Origin of the sequence: Pseudomonas sp. SJZ078, from assembly GCF_007828255.1 — a bacterium.
In the GTDB taxonomy this organism is placed as follows: Bacteria; Pseudomonadota; Gammaproteobacteria; order Pseudomonadales; family Pseudomonadaceae; genus Aquipseudomonas.
Window position 1 is genome coordinate 401,064 of record NZ_VIUG01000001.1, and the last position, 21,992, is coordinate 423,055.

A 21,992-nucleotide genomic window follows, 5' to 3' on the forward strand; every position below is an offset into this window, starting at 1 on the left:
ACGGGCAGTACTCAAAGTCAGAACACGGGCAGGCTCAGGCCTGCTCTGTTTATTTTTTCGCTTGCAGGAACTCGATCAATTCAGGGATGGTGCCTTCGATGTGCGCCCGCACCACCGCCTCGGCCTTGTCGGCGTCACCGGCACGGATCGCGTCGAGGATCACCACATGTTCCTGGCGCGCGCTCATGGGTTTCTCCACGTGCTGCAACCACAGGCGCATGGGCGCCTCCACCAGGGAATAAAGGGCACTGATCTGCTTCAGCAGCCTGGGGCGACCGCTGAGGCTGCACAGGTATTCGTGAAAGGCCCGATGCCGGCTGACCCACTCGGCGCTTTCGTCGCGGTAGTCGTCCATCTCGTCCAGCAACCGTTCCAGGGCGGCCAACTGGCGATCGCCAATGCGCCCTACCGCGACCCGGATCGCCAGGCCTTCGAGGGCACTGCGCATCTCGAACACCTCTTGCAGTTCGTCGATGTCCAGGCCGCTGACAACGGCTCCGCGATTGGGCCGCAGCGTAACCAAGCCCTGGGCATCCAGGCGCCGGAACGCCTCGCGCACCGGCATGCGGCTCATGCCGATCTCACTGGCGATGTCCTCGGCGATCAGCCGATCGCCTTTATGAAACCGCCCGCCACAGATGGCTTCCAGCAGGAAGTTGTAGGCTTCTTCCTCGGCGGTCACTGGAGGACGTTCAGTGTAAGACGGAGCAAATTGCATGGCTGCACCCTTTGTATTTTTGTATCCAATTATTCATGGATTCAAAAAAGCAGGATGCGTGCCAATACCGTTGACGGATATGCAAGTGATTGATGTGAAGGGGAAAGAATTGCGAGGCTGACCCGACAGTTAATCCAGCCTCAGGCTGGCCGGTGCGGATGTGCTACTTATTGGCCCAGGAGGCGCCCATTAACGTGCAAAGCAGTAGCCCGGTAACATTGCCAGGCTTTCAAGCTCTGGCTCCTGTCATGCTGATGAACCTGTGGCGAGGGGATAAATCCCCTCGCCACAATGAACCGGGCAAGTCTTTAAGTGAACAGCACTATTTGGCCCTGGGGGTTTCCGAAGGGGATTCGCCGAACAGCTCCCGGTAGTGCGTGGCGAAGTGGCTCAGGTGGAAGAAGCCCATGGCCACGGCGATCTCGCCGACGTTCTGCGCGGTTGCCTGGGTCGTGATCAAGCGCCGCCGCACGGCATTGAGCCGCAGGTTGCGCAAGTACTCGACCGGACGCATCCCGGTCACGGCCTGGAAGCTGTTCTGCAGGGTCCTGCGACTGACCCGCAGTTGCTCGCAAAGATCGAGGATGCTCAGGGAAGTATCGCCGCTGTCCCCGGCCAGCTCCTGGCAACGCTTGACCAGATAGGCGCTGACGGCAAAGTTTCCGCGCCGCCCCCGGACTTCGTCCGAGGCATGACTGAACAGGTCGAGGAAGGCATTGAGCAGGACATCCTCGAGCATTTTTTCCGAGGCTGGAGTGATCGCGTCGGGCTGCTCCAGCAAACGACGAAACAGAGGATGGATCCTCTGCTGTACGCGCAACAGAACCGTCTCATCCACGCTGACCTGAGACACGCTTTTCAAGCGTTTGAGCTGATCGTCCGGCAGTTCATAGGCCGCCAGCTTGGCGAAACGCACCATGTCGACATTGATCGCGAAGAAACGCGTCCCTTCCGGAGCGTGCAGGACGAAATCCTCGCCATCGCGCAGCAGCACCACATTGTGGGCGTCGACCTGATGCCCCTGGACCACCGGCGCGTTGCCCAGGGACATGGCAATGCACAGACGTCCTTTTGGCGCGCAGCCGCGCTGCACCACACGTTTATCCAGCACTTCCTGGAAGATCTGGAAACGCTCGGCGCAAATGTGTTGCAGCTCGCTGGACAGGCATCCGCGACCGAGTTGGTCATAGACCTGCTGCCAGCCCAGGATCGAACCGGCGTGCTGTTGAGGATCATTGAAGGTACGGACTTCGGCGAGCATGATCAGTGTTCCTCGGTGGCCGGCGTTGTTCTACCGGCCGTTCATAAGGTGCTCGATCGTCCATGACAGCGACAGGCTCTAGGGGGCGCCGTTGCCGGCGCGGAAAACCAAAGCCAGTTCCGTGCCAAGCATATGCAAGCGGTACTCGGCGGGCTGGATGTCCATGGGCGGCAGCAACGCGCCCGACAGCACGACCTGCCCCGCTTCAAGGCGCTGCCCGTCCGCCAGCAATCGCCGGATCAGCCAGCAGAGATTGACCTGTGGCGTATCCTCCCGCGCTTGGGTGTCACCGTTACCGCAGGCCACCCCGTCTCGTTCCAGGCAATAGCTCACGGGGGGCATCCGCCCCGGCTCGAGCTCAGTGCGCGGGCCGACACAGTACAGCGCCGCCGCCGCGTTGTCGGCCAGGAACGCCCCGACGCCGAAACTCCAGCCCTGCCATCGACAATCGGCGATCTCGAACGCCGGGGCGACTGCAGAGACACAAGCCAGGATTGCCTCATCGCTGTGCTCGCCCGGCGCGAGGGTGCGCCCCAGAAAGCACGCCAGCTCAATTTCCAACTTGGGCTGGATCAGTCTCGCCAGGTCCACCGAACCGCCGGGCTCGACGACCATGGCGTCGGTCAACGCACCCAGCACCGGCTCCTGGATACCCATCCGCTTCTGCGCGGCGCTGCCGGCGAAGGCCACCTTCCATCCGCTCAGCTGCTCGCCTCGGGCCTGACGCTGGCGCAACGCTTCGCGCTGCAGGGCGTAGCCTGTCGGCAAGTCGAACGCCTGTGGGTCCAGCGGCGGCAGCGCCCGTGCTGTCAACGTTGCCTGCTGGAGCTGGCCCGGCAGTTCATCCCATGGCCTCATGAAAGTTGCTCCGCCAGTTTGCGCAGTACGCCTTCCAGTCGCTCCGGCGTGGTAATCGCGGCGACAAAGCGGTCCGGCCGCACCACCACAACACAATCGCGCACCTTGGTAAACCACTCTCCCAGGCGGTTATCGACGTCTTCCACGCAGATCGCCTGGCTCGCGGACAATGGCTGGTTACGCCCCTTGCCGCTGCGGGAACGATTGACCTGAATGAAGCGGGTGTTCCAGCGCGCCCAGTAGGCACGGGTCTCATCGCTGAGCGGCTCGTTCGGATTGACCCGATAGCCCAGCACGGCATAGGAGTGGCCCAGCACCTCGTCCAAGCGGCGACGCTGGCCTTGCTCATCTTCGACGGTCGGTTGGATGAACAACTGCCCTACGAGGTCATCCTCGTGCAGTTCCGCACGTTCGTGATGCACCAGCCCTTTGGTGATGGTCGCCTTGGGCTTGAACTTGAATTCCAGCAAGTGCGAGCGCAGGTTATCGACGCTGTTGACGGCCTGGAACAACCAGTCCCGTACACCCGCCATCAGCGGATTGGTCAGACCCAATACGGCGCCCATGTTGTCGGCCAGGGCGATGAGGTCGGTGGCATGCCCGCGTCGCTCCTGGTCGTAGCTGGCAAGTATCGAGGCCGAGGCACGTCCCTGGATGATGGCGGCGATTTTCCAGGCGATGTTCACCACGTCCCGCAGGCCTGAGTTGAGCCCCTGCCCGGCCCACGGTGGGGAAATGTGCGCCGCATCGCCCACCAGTGCCACACGCCCTTCGACAAACCGCGCCGCGACCCGGGAGTTATGGGTGTAGGCACGTATGCGGATGATCTCCAGGTCATCGGCGGCGTTGCCGATATGCCCACGGATCAAACCACGGATGGTCGCCTCCTCGCACATCGTGCTTTCATCTTCGCCCTCCAGCAGCATGAACTCCCAGCGGCGTTGCTGGTACGGCAAGTAAATGCAGACGAAGGGCCGTTGAGGATCGGCATGCAAGGCCGTATACGGGGCGTCCAGGGTGTCGTTGGCGGTATCGACCACCACCCATTTGCGCGGATGGGTCAGGCCCAGCAGTTCGATGCCGAGTTTCTTGCGCACGCTGGAACGGCCGCCATCGGCGCCGATCACGTATTGCGCGTGCAGCTGGTACAGCTCGCTCTGGGCGTCGCGCACTTGCAACGTCACCCCTTGAGCGTCCTGCTCCAGGTCGAGCATTTCATGCCCCTGGCGCAGCTCGACACCGGGGTGGCGGCCCAGATGCTCGCGCAGCGTTCCTTCCAGCAACTGCTGCATGAAGATGTTGCGCATTGGCCAGCCGTAGTGGGCGGTGCTCGGTTTGACTTCGGCAAAGCACACGCCCCGGGCGTTGTAGTAACGCAGGGGCACATTGCAGATCATGTCCCGGCTGGCCAGCTCGGCAATATCGATGCCTTGCAGCACACGCAACGCTTCATCATCCATGCCCACCGCACGGGGGTACGGCAAGATGCCGTCCGCCAGTTCGAGGACGACGCAATCGATACCGTACAGACCCATGTAATGCGCGGCGGTGATCCCGTTCGGGCCACCGCCCACGATGACCACCTGGGTTTTGTCCTGCTTCATCACGCTTCACCGCTTCGTTGTTGTGATTGTAGGTGTTGGCCGTGCAAGTAGTCCCTGACGACACGGTTGAAGGTTTTACCCTGGTCATCATGGACATAATGACTGGCGTCAGCGATCTCCGTGGTGTGCACCAGCGGATTGGCGGCCTTCATGGCCGTCAGGGTCGCCGCCGGCAGAAAGTCGGAACGCCCGCCCCGGATGAACAGCGTCGGACAATCCAGTGCGCGCACCGCCGGCCACAGGTCCGTCGGCGTGATACTCAGACGTGCCTGGGCAATGCCCTGCTGGTCGTGGCGCCACTCGATGCCTTCGAAGGTTTCCTTCATGGAATACGTCAACCTGGACGCCAGCGCCTCCTGGGACAACCCCGGACGCGCCCGCAGCCAGAATTGAGCGGCACTTTCCCAGTCGGGGAAACGCAGGGGCGTTTCACTCATTTCCCGGCGAATGCGCGCGGCACCGTCGCCGTTGATGGAGGAGCCGGGGCCGATGTCCTCTATCACCAGCGCTTGGAGCCGCCCGGGATTGAGCCGTGCATACTCCAGCGCATTGGTGCCACCGAGGGAATGCCCCACCAGGACGAACCGCTGCAAGCCCAGGTGCGCCACCAGGTCCTCCAGATCGCTGACATAGGCCTCGGTCCGGTAGGTGTCGGCAGGCGCCCACTCACTGTGCCCCCGGCCGCGCTGGTCCAAGGCGTAGCAACAATAGGGCTCGCCCAGGGCATCGGCCAGGGATTGCCAGGTCTGGGCATAGGATCGCAATCCATGGAGCAGCACCACCGCAATGCCTGACGGACTGCCCCAGGACAGATAGTGCAGGCGCATTCCCGTCCGATTGCTGAAGAAATGGCTGTTTGCGGACATTCGTTCGGTTCCCACGGTCAATGCCCCTTAATACAAGCCGTCGGTGCCCTTGACGTCCGCGGCTTGCAGGCCGCCCAGACGCGCATGCAAACGCCCACGGGTGGCGAAGGCCCAGATGATGACCAGTTCGTCAGCCGAAGGGCCGTCGCCAAACGAAAGCGAAATGCTGTCGTAGTGCGAACGCACGTACAGCGCATCCTTGTGGGCCAGCGGCACGTCGATGGTCACGCCAGGACCGCCACGCTTGCCGGTGGACGGCACCCACGACTTGCCGCCGCCCAAGGCGACACGAATCGGGTCCGCGGCCGGATTGGTCAGCAGCGCATTGCCATGCTCATACTCGCCCTGGCTACCAACCAGACACGCCTTGCCGTAGCTGACGATCTCGTGCTCGCCTGCCAGTGCCTGGATACGCCGGCCAAACTCCTGGCCCAGCAAGGGCGACGGTTCGATCAACTCGGCCAGGCTTTCGCTGTAGCGACCGGCATAGGGGTTGGCGATCACGGCGCCAATGGCATATTTGAACAAGGGTTCGCCATCGGCCAGCTGGCCGCTTTCGTTGGCCAGGGTTTCTTCGACGAAGCTGTACCATTTGCGGATGTGGTAAGTAGCAAAATTCGCGGTTTTCATGGCTCGGTGCTCTTTCAAAGTGGGTCGAGATCAAACTTGCGGCTGGGCGCGCCGGCGGCCCTGAAACGGGCCTTGCCGCGCGCGTCGTCATGTTCGGTTTCGAGGAAGAATTCCATGCGGTTGCCGTCGGGATCGTTGAAGTACACGCCATGGCCGATTTCGTGATCGGTGATTTTCACCACTTCGATCCCCTTGCCGAGCAACATGCCGTACAGCTGTCGCAGCGTGGTCATATCACCGGCGATCTCCAGCCCGTAGTGCTGCAATCCCAGCCCCCCCCGATGGGCGCCCGGCTCGGCCCGGAGCAACGCGATGTCGTGGTGCTTGGCACCAAACGCCATCATGATCCAGCTGTCCCCCCGGGCGCTTTCGTGCATGCCCAGGACATCGACGTACCAGCGTGCCGACGTTTCCGGGTCGCGAACGAACAGCGACAGGTGGGTACGAACGACCTCGACTTTCATCGCGCGATACCTCAGTTCTTGATGATGGATTGGTGCCCGGACTTGATCTGCGCCACCGCCGGTGTCCAGAGCACATCGGCGATTTCACTGAACTCACGCCATTGCTTCTGCCAGCCGTCACCGCCGTTCTCGGAGATGAACAGGTGCCCGTACTTGGTGCCGGCGACGATCTGGCGCGGGTCGGCCGGGTTGCAGGCAATCGCCCAGACACACGAATTGGGCTGTTGCGGCAGGGGCAACACCTCCCAACTGACCGCCGCATCGCGGGAGACCAGCACCTTGCTGGTGGTGCCGGGCGTGCCGTCGGAAATGCTCAGGTAGAGCGTGTCCTCACTGCCCAGCGGTGCGTTCATGGCGCGCACGTAGTACAAGCCGAAGGTTTCGCGGGCGATGATGCCGGTCCAGGTCTGTCCTTCATCGAGGCTGCGGTAGACCGCGTTGACGCACACCACCACGATGACTTTCTGGCCGTGGTTGGGCAGCACCAGGATGTTGTGCACGTCCGAGTTGAAATCCCACAGCAGCCGGTCGTCGACGCGGGTCCAACTGTCGCCGCCATCGCGGCTATGGAACAGGCCGCCCTCTTCCAGGCCGAACCAGAGTTGGTTGCGATCCGTGGGGTCATAGGCGAAGGCCAGCAAGCGCGGCCGGCTGACCCCCTCGCAGAACTCCGGAATCTCCACCGGGGCACGGTCCCAGCTCTGGCCACCGTCAAGGGTGCGCCAGAGCACGGCGCGGGAAGGTGCGCCCGTACCGACGAAGATGCGCTGGGCGTCCGCCGGATCCACGGCAACCTTCCACACGGTCTGGCCGTTGAACGGCGAGTCCACCCGCTGCCAGTGACCGCCGGTGTCGTGGCTGACGCACAGGCCGACGTCGGTGCCGGCATAGATCACTTCGGGCGTACCGGGGTGCACGCTCAGCGATCGGGTGATTGCGTCGAACTCAAGGTCTTGCCCCAGGCCCAGACGATGCCAGGTGCGGCCATCGTCGGCACTGCGGATCACCGCCTGCCCGACGGTGGCGACCAAAAGGGTTCCATTACTCATTGCTGCTGCTCCTCAAATGAAGATGCCACGTGTCAGGCCGCCATCGATGCCGATGGACTCGCCCGTCACGGCGCCGGCCTTGGGCGATGCCAGGAAGCCGATCAGCCAGCCCATTTCGATGGGCGCCAGGGTGCGTCGGATCGGCGTCGCATCGATGTAGCCCTGCTCGACCTGCCCCGGCGTCTTGCCCTGCTTGACCCCTTCGCGCTCGTACAGCTCCTGGATGTGCGGGGTATCCACCACACCGGGGTGGATCAGGTTGACGGTGATGCCGGCAGGGCCGAGCTGGTCGGAGAGCGTCTTGGTCATGTGGGCGATGGCCAGGTTGCGCATCCCCGAGAGGACCTTGCTGCCGCGACCGGTCAGGCCGCCGATGTTGATGATGCGACCGAAGCCGCCCGCCTTCATGTGCGGGGTCACGGCCTTGGCACAACGGAAATAGCCAATGACCTTGGTGTTGAGGTCCGAGAGCAACTCGTCGTCGCCCGCGTGCTCGATGTCATTGCGCACCACGCCGGACGGCGCCGCGGCACCGTTGACCAGGATGTCGATACGGCCGAAGTGCTTGTGGGCGGCGTGCACCATGTCGGACACGGCCGACATCTGGTTGGTGTCACAGAACAGCGGCAGCACTTCGTTGCCGGTTTCTGCGGTGATTTCCTCGGCAGCTTGCTCCAGGTATTCCATGCGCCGCGCGCAGATCACCACCTTGCAACCTTCCTGGGACAGAAAGCGTGCGACTTCCTTGCCGATACCCATGCCACCGCCGGTGACGATGGCCACGCGGCCTTGTAATTCCAGATCCATAGCAGTTCCTCTTGTGATTGTTCGGCTCAGGCGAGATCGACGAAGACACTTTTGGTTTCGGTGTAGGCATCGATCACGTTCTTGCTCATTTCCCGTCCCCACCCGGACTGTTTGTAGCCACCGAATGGCGAGGCCGGGTCGACGACGTTCCAGCAGTTGATCCACACCGAACCGGCCTTCAGTTGCGCGGCCACGCGGTGGGCCGAGCGCAAGTCCCGGGTCCAGAGACCGGCCGCCAGGCCGTAGGGTGAGTCGTTGGCCCGCAGCAGCAGCTCATCGACCTCGGTCCAACTCATCACGGTCAGCACCGGGCCAAAGATTTCCTCACGGGCAACACAGGCACGCTCGGCGCGGTCAAGGAACACACTGGGTTGAATGAAGTGGCCGCGCTCCAGGTGGGACGGACGGTCGCCGCCGCAGATCAGCTCGGCGCCTTCTTCCTGGCCTCGCTGCAGATAGCCACGGACCGAGCCCAGTTGGCGGGCCGACACCAGCGGCCCCATGCTGCTGGCCGGATCCAGTCCGGGGCCCAGCACATGGGCGGCGGCGTGGCGCTGGAGTTCTTCCAGGACCTGATCGAGGACGCTGGCGTGCACATACAGGCGCGAGCCGGCGGTGCAGACCTGCCCCTGGTTGTAGAAAATCCCATCGGCGGCGCCCTTGGCGGCGCGCACGATATCGGCGTCCGGCAAGATGATGTTCGGCGACTTGCCCCCCAGTTCCAGGGAGACTTTCTTCATGTTGCCGGTGGCCGCTTGAGCGATCAGGCGGCCGACCTGGGTCGAACCGGTAAAGGCGATCTTGTCCACGTCCGGGTGCCCCGCCAGTGGCGCGCCGGTATGGGCGCCAAGCCCGGTGATCAGGTTGACCACCCCGGCCGGGAAGCCTGCGGCTTCGATCAACTGCACCAGGCGAATCGCAACCAGGGGCGTCTGTTCAGCCGGTTTCAGTACCGCGACGCAACCGGTCGCCAGCACCGGGCCAAGCTTCCACACGCACATGGTCAGCGGAAAATTCCACGGCACGATCAGCGCGCAGACGCCCACGGGTTCACGCACGGTGTAATTGAGCATCGGTGCGCCGCTGGCCGGCGACACCGGGTGCGTACTGCCCTCGATCTTGGTCGGCCAGCCGGCAAAGTAACGAATGATGTTGGCGGCGCTGGCCGCTTCACCGCGAGCATTGGCAATCGGCTTGCCGTTCTCCAGCGTGATCAACTGGGCCAATTCTTCGCGGTGCTGATCCAGCAGTTCCGCCAGGCGGAACAGCAACAGGCCGCGCTGGGCCGGCGAATGCTGCGCCCACGGCCCGGTGAAGGCTGCGCGGGCCGCCGCGACGGCCGCGTCGACACCCCGCTCGCCCCCTTCCGCGACTTCAGCCACGCGGCTTTCGCTGGCCGGGTTTTCCACGGCAAACCGACCGCCGCTGGCGGCGTCCTGCCAAGTGCCGCCAATGAACAGGCGACCGGGTTGCGACAGGAACTTCTCGACGGCAGGCAACAATTGGATCTGGCTCATATCCCCTCCTTCACAGCGCCATTTCAATCAGGCAAGGGCCGCCATCGGCGGCAGCGTTGGCCAAGGCGCGTTGCAATTCGGCATTGGTGTGCACCGTGCTCGCCGCCAGGCCGTAGCCCTTGGCCAGGGCCTTCCAATCGATACGCGGACGGTCGAGCACGGTCAGGCTCAGCGCTTCGGGGCCAAGGTCGGTCATGCCGAACCGGCGCAATTCGTTCTGCAGGATCGCGTAGCGATGGTTGGCCGCGATCAGGATCACCACCGGCAGCTGTTCCCGGGCGATGCTCCACAGGGTCTGGATGGTGTACTGGGCACTGCCGTCCGATTGCAGGCAGAACACTCGGTTGCCCCGCTCGGCCAGCGCCGCACCGAACCCCACCGGAATGCCCTGGCCGATGGCGCCTCCGGTATTTGTCAACACCCGATGCCGCGCGGCACGGGCCGACGCGGTGAAGAACGGGTAGCCGCAGGTGCCCCCCTCCACCGAGACAATGCTGTCGTCCGGCAGCGAAGCGGCCAACACCTGGCCAATCGACTGCGGGGTCAACTCGGCGGTGGCCGGCGGCAACTCGACACCCATCGGCGTCGGCACGAAAGCCGGTGCTTCCAGTGCGTCGGCCAGCGCGGTGAGTGCACCGGCCACGTCATCCCCGACGTCAGCCAGGTAAAGCAGGCGATCACGTTCTGCCAGGCGAGATGGAATGCCTTCGTAGCCGAAGTAGCTGATCGGCTCTGGAATGCCGGCACACACCACCGCGTCGTATTGGTCCAGGACGCCAATGGCCACTTCGGGGAAATAAGGCAAGCGGTCCAGGTCCGGCAGGCCACCGCCGCGATAGCTCAAGCGCGGGAAGGTTTCGGCGAACAGATGCACGCCAGGCAGTTGCGCCAGGCGTCCCGCGGCTTCAAGACCGGCAACCGACAGACCCTGGTCGCCGACGATGAACACCAAGCGTTGGCCATTGCGCAGTGCCTGGGCGACGGCTTCGATCCGATCGCCGGCAAACCGCCGAACCGGCGCGTGCAAAGTCTTGAAGGTGGTTTCCCGGGCCACTTCGTTGGCTTGCAGGTCCATCGGCAGGATCAGGCTGGCGATCTGGCCCTTGGCTTGCCAGGCGGACCGCACGGCCTCCTGGAGATCCTCGCCGATGCCCGACGCCGTGCGCGATGTACGTACCCAGCCGGAGACGCTCCCGGCCAGTGCCTGGATATCGCTGGCCAGCGGCGGATCGTAGTTGACGTGCCAGGAGGCGTGATCACCGATGACGTTGACGATCGGCGTGTTGGCACGACGGGCGTTGTGCAGGTTGGCAATGCCGTTGGCAAAGCCGGGCCCCAGGTGCGTCAGGGTCATCGCTGGCTTGCCGGCAATCCGGCCGTACCCGTCCGCGGCGCCGGTGCACACACCTTCGAACAAGGACAGCACCGGCTTGAGGGCCGGCGCGCTGGCCATGGCGGCCACCAGGGGGATTTCGGTCGTTCCGGGGTTGGCGAAGCAGTACTCGATACCGCTCGCCACCGCCGCCTTCACTATCAATTGCGCGCCATTCATTTCGAGCCCTCTTGTTCGAGCGTTTGCAATAGCTGAGATTTATCACACACAAAAACCAACATAACAAGCATTTTATTTTCGCTAAGCTCATATTTTGAGATTTATGTTAATTTGTAAGCTACAAGAACTGACAGATATGCTTGCATTTCTCAAGCCCTGGAGTAACGTGGCAGCGCATCCGTCAGCCGGTGAGCAGGCTTTCCATCCCCGGCGCGTCTACCTATAGTGCTCACCGAACGGCCAGCCACGCGCCCTTCCCCCCTTAGGAGCCAAATGAGCAGTCTGAGTAAAATGTTGAGTGTCCTGGACCTGTTCGGCCCGCAACGGTTGAAGATCGACCCCGACACCATCGCCGAACACATGGGCCTCTCGCGGGCGACCGTGTACCGCTACGTCAAGGACCTGTGCGACGCCGGTCTGCTGAGCCGGGTGGATGCCGGCAGCTACGGTCTGGGGCCGCGGATCATCGAGCTGGACTGGATGATGCGCCAGTACGACCCGATCCTCGTGGCCGGTCGCGAGCTGATGCACGAGCTGTCGGAAGAAACCGGCCTGGCGGTGTTCGCCAGCGTTTTCTACGACGGACACATCATCAACACCTACATCGCCGAGCCCACCGACACTTACCAATTTGCATTCGGCCGTGGGCAACCGCTGCCGTTTTTCCGCGGTGCGCAGTCCAAGGTCCTGATCGCCTTCCAGAAGAGCCGGCGCCTGCAACGTCTGTACGACGAGCACATGGCCAACGACCCGGACAATCCCTACGACTGGGCAAGCTTTTCCAAGGCGGCGAAAAAGATCCGCAAGGACGGTTACTGCCTGACCCACGACGAACTCAACCAGGGACTGACCGGTATCGCGGCGCCGATCTTCAATCCCGGGATCGACGAGGTGGTGGGCAGCCTTTCCGCGGTCGGCAGCACCCAGAGCTTCAAGCTGCTGCGCCAGGAAACGGTGGTTGAAATGGTGATGGAGACCACCCGGCGCATTGCCGAAAAAATGCAGGAACCACCCACGCCCCTTCAGCACTAGACCGCAACGCTGCGGCGCACTCAACGGCCGCAGCCGATGTCTCCGTCTCAGAACGGAACGGCCACGCTCACCTGGCTGTACACATTGGTGCCGTTGCCGGTGGCTTGATTGCCGCCGGTGGTCGAGTCCCGATCCGGCTTGTAGAGCCCTACGAGCGGGGTGATGATCAGATGCGGGTTGACGGCCCACTCGGCATAGAAGTCCAGCTCCCGGGCATCAAGGTTCAACGCATTGCTTTTGCGTACCGTGTTGAAATCGAAGAACAACGCGCCGAGGGTCAGGTTTTCCAATGGCGTGGCCTTCAGACCGACGTGATGGATGGCCGTATTGCTGTTGAATGGCCCGGCGTAGTTGCCGGCCACCTCACCCTGGAACCAGGTCCCGTAACCGGTGCTCTGGCCAGTGAACAGCGAGTCCCATTTCTGCGAGTAGCGCGAGTAGCGGTACGTCAGTTTCGGTGCCCAGGCCACATCGGCAAAGGTGTATCCGGCCTCGGCGTACCAGGCTTTCTCGGGACCGGCGTCCTTGTCTTGCCAGGCGTATTCAAATGCCAGGCTGGCATTCTCGATCCCAGCATCGCCCTCGCCACGAATGCTGTAGACGTTCATGCCTCTGCGTTGCTTCTGGAAATCACTGGCCCAGCGGTCACTTACATCGATGCCATGCACCCAGGTCAGCCCCAGGGTTCCGGCCTTGGCGGTGTAGTCCAGAGTAGCGGCGGCCAGTTCGGTTTCGGCCTGGGCGCGGTTGTCGGATTTGAGCCACGCCATGCTGCCATGCACACCGTCCTGCCCACCCAGGCGCACCACGGCGGTTTGGTCGAATGCGTGTCGCGCCGCCAGGTAATAGGCGCCACCGCGGTTCAAGCGGCCATCGGCGGGGCCCTTGCCCAGGTTCGGTCCGTCGTCATTGATCAGGAAGCCCCTGCCCAGCTTGACCACCTGGCGTCCGCCGGAGATGTCGACGCCGTCCTGGCCCAACAGCGGGAACAGATCGGCGGAACGCCAGCCCAGGTAAGCGTCTTCGATTTTCGTGGTCCGCTCGGTTCCCAGGCTGTTCCCCGCCGCATCACCGTCGCCCCAGGTCGCGGAGCTGACCAGGCTGAATGCGCCGTAGGCGGTGCCACGGCCGGCCAGGGCCTGGTCGCCACTCACGCCATACTTGATGAAACCTTCCCGCCAGGTCGACCCGCCCGACGTGCCGTCGTAGTCCTTGCGGCTGTTGAAATGGCCGAACACCGCCAGCACGTCGGCGTTGAGGTGGCTGTCTTCGTCGGCGTACAACTCATAGGCCTGGGCCGGGCCCATGGCGCAGAACGCCAACGTGCAGGCGAGGCCGCTGCTGAAAAACTCGATACGCGATGGATACCGCATGGCTGAAGCTCCTTGTGGCGCGCCTTTCAAAGGCTGTCTTGGTTATTGGTGAAGCCGGCGCAGCTGGCTGCGCCGGTTTTGCAGGGTCAGCGGCAGGTGGCCAGAGCGTTATCGAGGGCCTGGACGATCAGGCCGGCCTCCTCGGAGGTGAGGGTCAGCGGCGGCGACAGAACGATCTTGTTGCCGATCGGGCGTACCAGCACGCCGCCACGGCGCGCTTCATCGGCAATCCGCGTGGCGAGGCCGGTCGCCGGATCGAGGGGCTGGCGGGTGGCCTTGTCCGTCACCAGATCCAGGGCGATCATCAGGCCCTTGCCACGCACCTCGCCGACCACCGCGTAGCGTTCGGCCAGCGGCTGCAAGTGCTCCAGCAACTGGGCACCGATTTTCCCGGCATTGCCCGGCAGATCCTCGGCCTCGACAATGTCCAGCACCGCCAGGGCCGCGGCACAGGCGGTGGGATGCCCGCTGTAGGTGTAGCCGTGCATGATCACACTGCTGAACCCCGGGCCGTTCTCGATGGCATCGGCGATGCGCTGGTTGAACACCGTGGCGCCCATCGGGATGTAACCGGCGGTGATGCCCTTGGCCAGACACAGGACGTCTGGGGCGACACCCCAGCCACGACTGCCGAGCATGCAGCCCGTGCGGCCGAACCCCGTCACCACTTCGTCGGCGATCAACAGGATGCCGTGGCGATCGCAGACCTCGCGCAATCTTTTCCAGTAGTTCGCCGGCGGCACGATGACACCGCCCGCCCCCTGCACCGGTTCAGCGATCAGCGCCGCGATGGTTTGCGCCCCCAACAATGCGATCTGGTCCTCCAACTGACGGATGCAGTGGACGGTCAGTTCTTCCGGATCGCGGCAATCCCAAGGGTTGCGATACAGCCACGGCGTGTCGAGCAAATGGCAGCCCGCGAGCAATTGCCCGTGGTTGTAGTGATAGACACCGTTACCGCCCACCGAGGTGCCGCCCATGTGCACGCCGTGGTAGCCGTTGCGCAATGACAGGAAGCGGGTGCGCCCAGGCTCGCCGCTGGCGATCCAGTACTGGCGGGCCATTTTCAATGCGGTCTCCACCGCATCCGAACCACCGGCGCTGAACAGCACCCGGGCCATGTTCTCCTGGGCAAACATCGAGATCAGCCGCTCAGCCAGGTCGAACACCCGCGGATGGGCGATGCCATCGAAGGTCTGGTAGTACGCCAGTTCGTCCAGTTGCGCAGCAATGGCTGCTTTCACCGAGGCCCGATTGTGGCCCACGTTGACGTTCCACAAACCGCCGACGCCATCGAGCATGCGCTGGCCGTCGATATCGGTGATGTAATTGCCGTCACCCTTGGCGATGATCAGGGTTTTCGAGCGCTGGGCCGGTGCCGCGGAACTCATCGGGTGCCAGAATTTCTTCTGCGCTGTCTTGTATTTCTCGTACATGATTCAAGTCCTCACTCAGTTTCACGGGTGCGTACAAACAGCAGTTGCTGGCCGGTGAATTCCAGCAACCCTTCAAGGCCGAACTCGACGCCGAACCCGGACATCTTGCTGCCGCCAAAAGGCGTATTCGGCTGGATCTGCGCGTGGCAGTTGACCCAGGCCACGCCGCTTTCCAGGCGACTGGCCAAGGCCTGTGCCTGGGCGAGATCACTGCCCCACACCGAGCCCCCCAGGCCCATGTCGCTGGCATTGGCGCGGCGCAGCACGTCCTCGACGTCCTGATAGGCAATCAGCGGCAGCACCGGACCGAACTGTTCTTCGTCGACCAGGCGGTGCCCGTCCGTGACATCGGCCACCAGGGTCGGCGGATAGAAAAACCCCGGCCGGTCCAGCCGAGCGCCGCCGCACAACACCCGGCCGCCATGGGCACGGGCGTCGGCCACCAGCGCCTCGACCAGTTCCAGTTGTTCGAGGTTCTGCACCGGCCCGAAGGTGACGCCGGGTTCCAGGCCATCACCCACCACCTGACGCGCAGCGATACGCGCCAGCGCGTCGGCAAAGGCCTCGTACTGGGATTCGTGGATGTACAGGCGCTTTAGAGCGGCACAGGTCTGCCCCATGTTCAGGAAGGCCGCCTGGAAAATGTCTTCGGCCACGGCTTCCACCGGGGTGCCGGGCAACACGATGGCGGCGTCATTGCCCCCCAGCTCCAGCGTCAGGCGCTTGAGGTTGCTCGCGGCGCCGCGCATAACGCTCTGGCCGGTGGCGGTCGAGCCGGTGAAGACGATCTTGTGGATGCCGGCATGGGAGGTGATCGTGCTGCCGAAACCCTGCTCTCCGGTCACGACGTTGATCACACCCTTGGGCACATGGCGGGCGATGATGTGCACCAGGCTCAGAGTGCTCAACGGCGTGAGGCTGGACGGTTTGCTGATCACGCAATTGCCGGCCCGCAGCGCCGGCATGATGTGCCAGATGGCGATCATGAACGGCCAGTTCCAAGGCGTTATCGACGCCACCACCCCCAACGGCTTGCGGTGCAGCTCGATACGCTGGGTCGGGCTTTCTTCCACCCGTTCCACCGGGATCTGCTGTTCGGCGGCGTACCGCGTCCAGGCCACCGCCCCCATGACTTCGAAAAGCGCCAGAGCCAGCGGCTTGCCCTGCTCCTGGACAATCAATCGGGCCAGCGCCTCGGCTTGCGCTTCGATGTCCGCAGCGATGCCCAGCAAGCGCTCCCGCCGATCTTCGTGGGTGCTGTGGCGCCACTCGCTGAAAGCCGCCTGTGCTGCGTCGACCGCCAGGTCCAACTGGGCCAGGGAGCCGGCGGGGCAGCGGGCGAAGGCACGGCCGGTGGCCGGGTTGATGACATCGAAGCCACCCTGCTCACCGCTGACCGCAACCCCGTTGATGAGCATTTGATAATCGTGCATCAGTACCTCTCTTTCGCGCGCGGACGGGCCGTCCCGGACCACGCGGACCGGTATTTTTCGTGAGAATTGAACAGTGCTGCGTGAGGCCCTAAAGCTTGTGGCTGCCCAGCGCCATGAACCGTTCGGGGGAAACCCTGCGCAGCCGGGCCGCCAGGCATACACCGACGATCAGCGCGACGGGGATGATGGCGCAGAGGGTGTAGGACAGCAGCGTGCTGGCCCCGGTGAGCACATCGAAATGAATCACCGCGAGTGCCAGGACCACCAGCAACGCCAGGCAGGAAAACACCGGCAGGATCCGCCCGCGCCAGACGCCGAGTTTCAGTTCCGGGTGGCGCCGGAAGTAGACCACCACCGCCGCCGAGGTTAGCGCCATCAGCAGAATCACGCACAGGGTCGCCAGGTTGGAGAACCAGGCGAACAGCTGCAGGATCGGGTCGGCATCCAGCGCGGCGAAGATCAGCACCACCACGGCGGCAATCAGGCTTTGCAGCGCCGAGCCCATGTGCGGGCTCTGGTGGACGCGGTGGGTCGTGCCCAATTGGCGATGCAGCAGGCCGTCACGGCCGATAGCGTAAAAATAGCGGGCCGCGGCGTTGTGGAACGCCAGCAGCCCGGCGTAGATGCTGACCATGAACAGGATGCGGATGACCTGGGTCAGGTGCGGACCGACAAAGTGATCGGACAGGCCATAGATGAACGTGGTCGGGTCCTGCAATGCCTGCAACGTCGGCACGATCTTGTCCGCCCCCACGCCCACCACCATGGCCCACACCGACAAGGCATAGAACCCGCCGATCAACAGCACCGAGCTGTAGGTGGCGATGGGAATGGTGCGATGCGGATCGCGGGCTTCTTCGCCGTAGATGGTGGTGGCTTCGAAGCCGATAAAGGCGGCGAAACAGAACAACAGACCGATGGACGGCGTACCGCTGAACACATGGCTGCGGTCGAACGAATCGAGATGGATGCCGCTGTCACCGCCGGTCTTGAGAATGGCGAAATCCAGGATCAGGATGGCCAGGTATTCGGCGATGACCACCACCGAGAGCACCCGCGCAGAAAGGTCAATCTTGCGATAGCCGAGAATCGCCACGCTCGCCATGGCCAGCAGCGAATAGCACCACCAGGGCAAGTCGAGGTTGAAGACACTGGCCATCGTGCCGCTGACGACCCCGCCGAACATCCCGTACAGGCCGACCTGAAGGATGTTATAGGCGAACATTGCCAACACCCCCGCCGCGCCGCCGGCCAGGCCGCCCAGGCCACGGGAAGTAAAGGCGTAGAAGCCGCCCGCGTTGGTCATGTGCCGGGACATGGCGGTGTATCCCGCCGAGAACGCCAGCAACACCAGCAGGGCCAGGATCAACAAGGCCGGCGTACCGGCACCGTTACCCAGCATGATGCCGATGGGGAAGCCTCCGGCGATGACACTCAGTGGGCTCGCCGCCGATACCACAAAGAAAATGATGAAGCCGACGCCCAGGGCGCCTCGCTTCAACTCCGTGGAGCTGCTGATCGGAAAAGATACGCTCATTTTTTTAACCTTATTGTATGAGGCCGCTGTTGCAGATCGGGCACGCCAGACTCACCGCTGCGCACAGGCTTGTTGTGTGTTGCCGGATCGATGCTATGCCCTCGCCAAAACCGTTCGCTATCCCAAATCGGCAGCATCGGCAGCTGCGCCCCAAAGTGGAGCGGCCGCGATGTCCGATGCTCGGCAGTAGCTGCCGATTCGGGCTAACGGCGCCGACATCGCGTCCGGCAAGATGACCTCGCCCGCCCTTGAACCAGGTCCGGGTACCCCACAATAACAATCAGGCGGGACGCGCCCTTCCAACGCCAACCCAGGCCTTGGCTGCGTGCGATCTGAAGCCTCCAGCAGGAAGTCCCGGCATGTTCTTCGCGCGTCTCAGTATTCAGTGGCGGATCACGCTCTTGAGTGGGCTGTCCCTCCTGGCCGTCGTCGGCGCATTGACCGGCGCTTCCCTTTACCAGAATCAGCAAAGTGCCCAATTGTTGAAGCACCAGAGCAGTCTGTTGCTGGGCCAGTCAGCCCTGGAACGCCTGGAGGCCCAGGCCCTCGCCCACGGCCAGCGGGTTGAGCGTTTCTTCAACGAAACAGCGTTGTACGGGGAAGGATTCAGCCAAGAGGTTCTTCAGTTGCGTACCCAGGCCCTGGACGGACGATTGACCGCCACACAACTGCGCCAGGCGTTGATCGGCGCCACCCGCCAGGCCCTGCTCAAGCGGGAAAAGATCCTCGGGCTGTACGTCGTGTTGTTGCCTGGCGCGCTGGCCGGGGACGATGCCGGTTTCTCCGGCCAGCGAGACCTGGCCGGGAACGAAAAAGGTCGCTTTGCCTTGTATTGGTCGCAAAGCCAGCCGGGACAACTGGTCCAGGAAGTGCTCAGCGAAGCCCAGATCGTGGCCAACAATGCCCCGCCGGGCAGCGAGCCGGGGAACGCCTGGTACTTCTGCCCACAGACCGAGCGGCGCACCTGCGTGACGGAACCCTACGAGGTCGAAGTCGAGGGCCGGAAAACCCTCATGAGCAGTATCTCGGTGCCGCTGATGGACAAGGGACAAGCCATCGGCGTCGTGGGCATGGACATCAGCCTCGACACCCTGCAGAAACTCGCCGCCACCTTGGCCGATGACTTGTATCCAGGCCATAGCGAGATCAGCATCCTGTCCCCATCGGGCCAGTTAGCCGGCTACAGCGGCAGCGTGTCGGACACCTGCGTCGACGTGCGCCAGAGCGTGCAGACCGTCGCGAACGGCGCCCCCTGGCAGTTGCAGATACGCGTTCCCGAGGCGTTGGTGCAGGCACCGGCGTTGCAGATGCAGGCTCAGTTGGATGAAAGGCAGCAATACGCCAACTGGGTCAATCTCGGCCTGGGCCTGCTGGCCGGCGGGCTGGGCTTGTCACTCATTTGGCTGACCGCCTACGGCGTGACCCGGCCGCTGCTGAGCGTCGCCGAGATGCTCAACGCCATTGTCGAAGGCGATGGCGACCTCACCCGGCGCCTGCCCGACGACCGCAGCGACGAGCTGGGCCAGCTGGCCAATGGGTTCAACCGCTTCCTGGCCAAACTGCAACCTATCATTCGCGATATCCAGCAGGCATCCCAGGACACCCGCAACACCGCCGATACCTCCTCGCAAGTGGCCCAGGAAGTGAGCACGGGCATGTCCAGGCAATACCGGGATGTCGAACTGGCTGCTACCGCCCTGCATGAGATGAGCGCCAGCGCCCAGGAAGTCGCCCGGCATTCCCATCAGGCGGCGGATGCGGCCACTCGCGCCGAAAGTGCCAGCCGCTCCGGACGCGCCCTGTTCGCCACCGCCGTCAGCAGTATCGGAACCCTTGATCAAAGCCTCGAAACCACCCTCGGCCAGGTGCAGACCCTGGCCGACAACAGCCAGCAGATCAATCAGGTGCTGGACGTGATCTGCGCCATCGCCCAGCAGACCAACCTGCTGGCCCTCAACGCTGCGATTGAAGCGGCCAGGGCCGGCGAGCAAGGGCGCGGCTTTGCGGTGGTGGCAGACGAAGTCCGACACCTGGCCAGCAACACCCAGAATTCGGTGGAACACATCCGCAGGGTAATCGAGGCGCTGCAACAGCTAAGTCAACAGGTCGTGCACAACACCCAACTCAGCCGTGAGCTGGCCAGGGGTAGCGTGGCTCAAGTGGAACAGACCCATGTCGCGTTACAGCACATCAGCGACGCCGTGGAAGTGATCGAGCAAATGAACCTGCAAATCGCTAGCGCGGCCCTGGAACAAAGCTCAGTGGTCGAAGACATCAGCCATCGCGTCAGCGACATCCGCACGATCAGCGAAACGTTGACCAGCCGGATGCAGGACGCTTCGCAAGCCAGCCTTCAGCTCTATGAAATGGCGAACCATCAGCAGCAACGGGTGGGGCACTTCCGCACCTGAGCCATCATCACTAGAGCCTAAATAGCTGCCCCATGGCCTTGCCCAACAGGGCCACCGCCTCATCGGTCTCGCCATCGGGCGAACGCATGAACACCACCTCATACTCCGGGATGACCGGCAAGCCCGGCAGCGAGCGACTTAACGAGACGCCGTCACGACATTGGAAATCCGGCTGAAGAACGGCTCCAGGCGCTCGCGCGGCGCATCGTGCTCAACCACCAGGGCAGAAACTTCAGCACATGCGGCCACCTGATAGTGCGCAACGCTGGAGAGTTTTTCGTTGGTCACCGCCACGACCACCTGGCCACTCGCCGCGACAACCGCGCGCTTGAACTCGGCGTCGTCCAGGCCGAAGGCGGTAATGCCGTTGTCCGGGTCGATGGCGCAGGCGCCGAGAAAGCACAGGTCGAAACTGAACTGCCGGAGCTGCTGTGCCGCGGCCAGCCCGATTGCGCCGCCTGCAACAGGGTTCAAGCGCCCGCCCAGCACGATGACCTCGGCGCGAGGCAACTTCATCAGTTGCACCGCAATCAGCGGCGAGTTGGTCGTGACGGTGAATTGGAGCTGGGGGTCAATGGCGCAGGCAATGGCCAGGTTGGTGGATCCGGCATCGATAAAGATGTGCTGCCCGCTGCTTAGCAACGCGGCGGCGGTCTGGCCGAGGTTGGTCTTGCGCCCGGCATCCTGCCTGACGCGAACGTCTATCGGTCGCTCAGCCGCGGGCAGGAGGATGGCGCCACCGTAGACGCGTTTGCATAGCCCGGCCGCCGCCAACGCACCCAGGTCGCGTCGGATCGAGTGCTCGGACACATTCAGTTCACTGGCCAGATCGGCCGCAATCACACGGCCATATCGAGCAAGGCGTTCGCTGATCAACTGCTGGCGTTCGCCGGGAAATACATCGTTAGGTGAGTTCATAGGTTCATAACCTGCATAAACGAGCACCAATGCTCATAATCGAGCAAGCATGCCGCGTATGCTTCGGGTCGTCAAACCGCCGATTCGAATTGCTGTGTGTCTTCGCAAAATAATCGAAACGAGCGACTGCGCCAGGGGTCTAGACCATTAAGCCCATTCGATGAGAGCTCTACCATGTTGAAATTTCTTGGCAGTACCGTTGGCATTATTTTCCTGATCGGCCTGATCGTGGTCATCGCGTTACTCAAGTTCATCTTCTGAGTGAAACAGGCTGTTCAAGGCAAGATGCCTGCAAGCCGATAGGCCGCCATCGCGAGCAGGCTCGCTCCCACAGGGGGCTGTGGCGTATGCAAAGGCTGCGTGCACCGCAAATCCAGTGTGGGAGCGGGCTTGCTCGCGAAAGCGGTGCGTCTGCCATAGGGATGTTGAATTGTGCCGACGTCTTCGCGAGCAAGCCCGCTCCCACTGGGGTCTGTGGCGTATGCAAAGGCTGCGTGCGCCGAAGATCCAGTGTGGGAGCGAGCCT

The 21,992-nt window shown here is 63.2% G+C and carries 18 protein-coding genes and 2 pseudogenes; 4 read left to right on the plus strand and 16 right to left on the minus strand.

Translation table 11 applies throughout. The annotated features are described in order from the left end of the window. Positions 1-49 precede the first annotated feature (49 nt). Positions 50-718 carry a GntR family transcriptional regulator gene (locus FBY02_RS01765; RefSeq protein ID WP_047703033.1) on the minus strand — a complete coding sequence of 223 codons (669 nt, stop codon included), beginning with the start codon at positions 716-718 and terminating at the stop codon, positions 50-52. On the opposite strand from FBY02_RS01765, the gene FBY02_RS28275 reads away from it, so the two are divergent. After that, a complete protein-coding gene (locus FBY02_RS28275; RefSeq protein WP_256662455.1) occupies positions 717-839 on the plus strand; it encodes a hypothetical protein in 123 nt (40 codons plus the stop codon). The two genes, FBY02_RS01765 and FBY02_RS28275, sit on opposite strands and share 2 nt — an antisense overlap. A 201-nt stretch (positions 840-1,040) precedes the next feature. On the opposite strand, the gene FBY02_RS01770 is transcribed toward FBY02_RS28275, so the two are convergent. The 10 genes from FBY02_RS01770 to FBY02_RS01815 all read right to left on the minus strand — a co-directional run bounded on the left by FBY02_RS01770 (position 1,041) and on the right by FBY02_RS01815 (position 11,326). Beyond that, positions 1,041-1,979, minus strand: coding sequence for a helix-turn-helix domain-containing protein (locus FBY02_RS01770; RefSeq protein WP_144922551.1), 939 nt, complete (start codon positions 1,977-1,979; stop codon positions 1,041-1,043). 78 nt (positions 1,980-2,057) lie between these two features. After that, entirely contained in the window at positions 2,058-2,837 is a 780-nt protein-coding gene (locus FBY02_RS01775) for a 2-keto-4-pentenoate hydratase (protein ID WP_144922554.1), read from the minus strand. Further along, the gene (locus FBY02_RS01780; protein ID WP_144922557.1) at positions 2,834-4,441 is read right to left on the minus strand and encodes a bifunctional 3-(3-hydroxy-phenyl)propionate/3-hydroxycinnamic acid hydroxylase; all 1,608 of its coding nucleotides are present in this window, start codon (positions 4,439-4,441) and stop codon (positions 2,834-2,836) included. The genes FBY02_RS01775 and FBY02_RS01780 overlap by 4 nt, the downstream gene beginning before the upstream one ends. After that, positions 4,441-5,307, minus strand: a complete 867-nt coding sequence (locus FBY02_RS01785) for an alpha/beta fold hydrolase (protein ID WP_144922560.1) — start codon at positions 5,305-5,307, stop codon at positions 4,441-4,443. The genes FBY02_RS01780 and FBY02_RS01785 overlap by 1 nt, the downstream gene beginning before the upstream one ends. Positions 5,308-5,334: 27 nt before the next feature. Next, on the minus strand, positions 5,335-5,937 hold the full coding sequence (locus FBY02_RS01790) for an amino acid synthesis family protein (RefSeq protein WP_047703028.1): 603 nt from the start codon (positions 5,935-5,937) through the stop codon (positions 5,335-5,337). A gap of 14 nt (positions 5,938-5,951) precedes the next feature. Continuing rightward, positions 5,952-6,401: a VOC family protein gene (locus FBY02_RS01795; protein ID WP_144922563.1), complete on the minus strand. Its 450-nt coding sequence runs from the start codon at positions 6,399-6,401 to the stop codon at positions 5,952-5,954. A gap of 11 nt (positions 6,402-6,412) precedes the next feature. After that, complete coding sequence (locus FBY02_RS01800) at positions 6,413-7,450, minus strand: YCF48-related protein (RefSeq protein WP_144922566.1); 1,038 nt, start codon at positions 7,448-7,450, stop codon at positions 6,413-6,415. A 12-nt stretch (positions 7,451-7,462) separates the two neighbouring features. Next, positions 7,463-8,257 (minus strand): SDR family NAD(P)-dependent oxidoreductase, encoded by a 795-nt coding sequence (locus FBY02_RS01805; RefSeq protein WP_144922569.1) that lies wholly within the window; start codon positions 8,255-8,257, stop codon positions 7,463-7,465. A 26-nt stretch (positions 8,258-8,283) separates the two neighbouring features. After that, positions 8,284-9,774, minus strand: coding sequence for an aldehyde dehydrogenase family protein (locus tag FBY02_RS01810; protein ID WP_144922572.1), 1,491 nt, complete (start codon positions 9,772-9,774; stop codon positions 8,284-8,286). A 10-nt stretch (positions 9,775-9,784) separates the two neighbouring features. Continuing rightward, positions 9,785-11,326: an acetolactate synthase large subunit gene (locus tag FBY02_RS01815; protein ID WP_144922575.1), complete on the minus strand. Its 1,542-nt coding sequence runs from the start codon at positions 11,324-11,326 to the stop codon at positions 9,785-9,787. A 273-nt stretch (positions 11,327-11,599) separates the two neighbouring features. Here FBY02_RS01815 and FBY02_RS01820 point away from each other — a divergent pair, with 273 nt between their 5' ends. Then, a complete protein-coding gene (locus FBY02_RS01820) occupies positions 11,600-12,358 on the plus strand; it encodes an IclR family transcriptional regulator (protein ID WP_144922578.1) in 759 nt (252 codons plus the stop codon). A gap of 47 nt (positions 12,359-12,405) precedes the next feature. Here the strand turns inward: FBY02_RS01820 and FBY02_RS01825 are convergent, their stop codons facing one another. From FBY02_RS01825 to FBY02_RS01840, 4 genes are all read right to left on the minus strand, one after another. Next, positions 12,406-13,731 carry a hypothetical protein gene (locus FBY02_RS01825; protein ID WP_144922581.1) on the minus strand — a complete coding sequence of 442 codons (1,326 nt, stop codon included), beginning with the start codon at positions 13,729-13,731 and terminating at the stop codon, positions 12,406-12,408. 86 nt (positions 13,732-13,817) lie between these two features. Further along, positions 13,818-15,167, minus strand: a complete 1,350-nt coding sequence (locus FBY02_RS01830; RefSeq protein WP_144922584.1) for an aminotransferase class III-fold pyridoxal phosphate-dependent enzyme — start codon at positions 15,165-15,167, stop codon at positions 13,818-13,820. A gap of 11 nt (positions 15,168-15,178) precedes the next feature. Further along, positions 15,179-16,600, minus strand: a complete 1,422-nt coding sequence (locus FBY02_RS01835) for an aldehyde dehydrogenase family protein (protein WP_144922587.1) — start codon at positions 16,598-16,600, stop codon at positions 15,179-15,181. An 88-nt stretch (positions 16,601-16,688) separates the two neighbouring features. Then, positions 16,689-18,137, minus strand: a complete 1,449-nt coding sequence (locus FBY02_RS01840) for an APC family permease (RefSeq protein WP_144922590.1) — start codon at positions 18,135-18,137, stop codon at positions 16,689-16,691. Between the two features lie 359 nt (positions 18,138-18,496). Here FBY02_RS01840 and FBY02_RS28640 point away from each other — a divergent pair. Together FBY02_RS28640 and FBY02_RS28645 are read left to right on the plus strand one after the other, a co-directional pair. Next, a pseudogene (locus FBY02_RS28640) lies at positions 18,497-19,690 on the plus strand (HAMP domain-containing protein); the annotation flags it as partial. 342 nt (positions 19,691-20,032) lie between these two features. After that, positions 20,033-20,548, plus strand: a pseudogene (locus FBY02_RS28645) (methyl-accepting chemotaxis protein); the annotation flags it as partial. A 138-nt stretch (positions 20,549-20,686) separates the two neighbouring features. Here FBY02_RS28645 and FBY02_RS01850 read toward each other — a convergent pair. Next, positions 20,687-21,466, minus strand: a complete 780-nt coding sequence (locus FBY02_RS01850) for a DeoR/GlpR family DNA-binding transcription regulator (RefSeq protein WP_144922596.1) — start codon at positions 21,464-21,466, stop codon at positions 20,687-20,689. Positions 21,467-21,992 lie beyond the last annotated feature (526 nt).

Coding starts and splice junctions, on each gene's coding strand:
- FBY02_RS28275 (WP_256662455.1), top strand. CDS start 717: ATGGCTGCACCCTTTGTATTTTTGTATCCAATTATTCATGGATTCAAA.
- FBY02_RS01765 (WP_047703033.1), bottom strand. CDS start 718: ATGCAATTTGCTCCGTCTTACACTGAACGTCCTCCAGTGACCGCCGAG.
- FBY02_RS01770 (WP_144922551.1), bottom strand. CDS start 1,979: ATGCTCGCCGAAGTCCGTACCTTCAATGATCCTCAACAGCACGCCGGT.
- FBY02_RS01775 (WP_144922554.1), bottom strand. CDS start 2,837: ATGAGGCCATGGGATGAACTGCCGGGCCAGCTCCAGCAGGCAACGTTG.
- FBY02_RS01780 (WP_144922557.1), bottom strand. CDS start 4,441: ATGAAGCAGGACAAAACCCAGGTGGTCATCGTGGGCGGTGGCCCGAAC.
- FBY02_RS01785 (WP_144922560.1), bottom strand. CDS start 5,307: ATGTCCGCAAACAGCCATTTCTTCAGCAATCGGACGGGAATGCGCCTG.
- FBY02_RS01790 (WP_047703028.1), bottom strand. CDS start 5,937: ATGAAAACCGCGAATTTTGCTACTTACCACATCCGCAAATGGTACAGC.
- FBY02_RS01795 (WP_144922563.1), bottom strand. CDS start 6,401: ATGAAAGTCGAGGTCGTTCGTACCCACCTGTCGCTGTTCGTTCGCGAC.
- FBY02_RS01800 (WP_144922566.1), bottom strand. CDS start 7,450: ATGAGTAATGGAACCCTTTTGGTCGCCACCGTCGGGCAGGCGGTGATC.
- FBY02_RS01805 (WP_144922569.1), bottom strand. CDS start 8,257: ATGGATCTGGAATTACAAGGCCGCGTGGCCATCGTCACCGGCGGTGGC.
- FBY02_RS01810 (WP_144922572.1), bottom strand. CDS start 9,774: ATGAGCCAGATCCAATTGTTGCCTGCCGTCGAGAAGTTCCTGTCGCAA.
- FBY02_RS01815 (WP_144922575.1), bottom strand. CDS start 11,326: ATGAATGGCGCGCAATTGATAGTGAAGGCGGCGGTGGCGAGCGGTATC.
- FBY02_RS01820 (WP_144922578.1), top strand. CDS start 11,600: ATGAGCAGTCTGAGTAAAATGTTGAGTGTCCTGGACCTGTTCGGCCCG.
- FBY02_RS01825 (WP_144922581.1), bottom strand. CDS start 13,731: ATGCGGTATCCATCGCGTATCGAGTTTTTCAGCAGCGGCCTCGCCTGC.
- FBY02_RS01830 (WP_144922584.1), bottom strand. CDS start 15,167: ATGTACGAGAAATACAAGACAGCGCAGAAGAAATTCTGGCACCCGATG.
- FBY02_RS01835 (WP_144922587.1), bottom strand. CDS start 16,600: ATGCACGATTATCAAATGCTCATCAACGGGGTTGCGGTCAGCGGTGAG.
- FBY02_RS01840 (WP_144922590.1), bottom strand. CDS start 18,137: ATGAGCGTATCTTTTCCGATCAGCAGCTCCACGGAGTTGAAGCGAGGC.
- FBY02_RS01850 (WP_144922596.1), bottom strand. CDS start 21,466: ATGAACTCACCTAACGATGTATTTCCCGGCGAACGCCAGCAGTTGATC.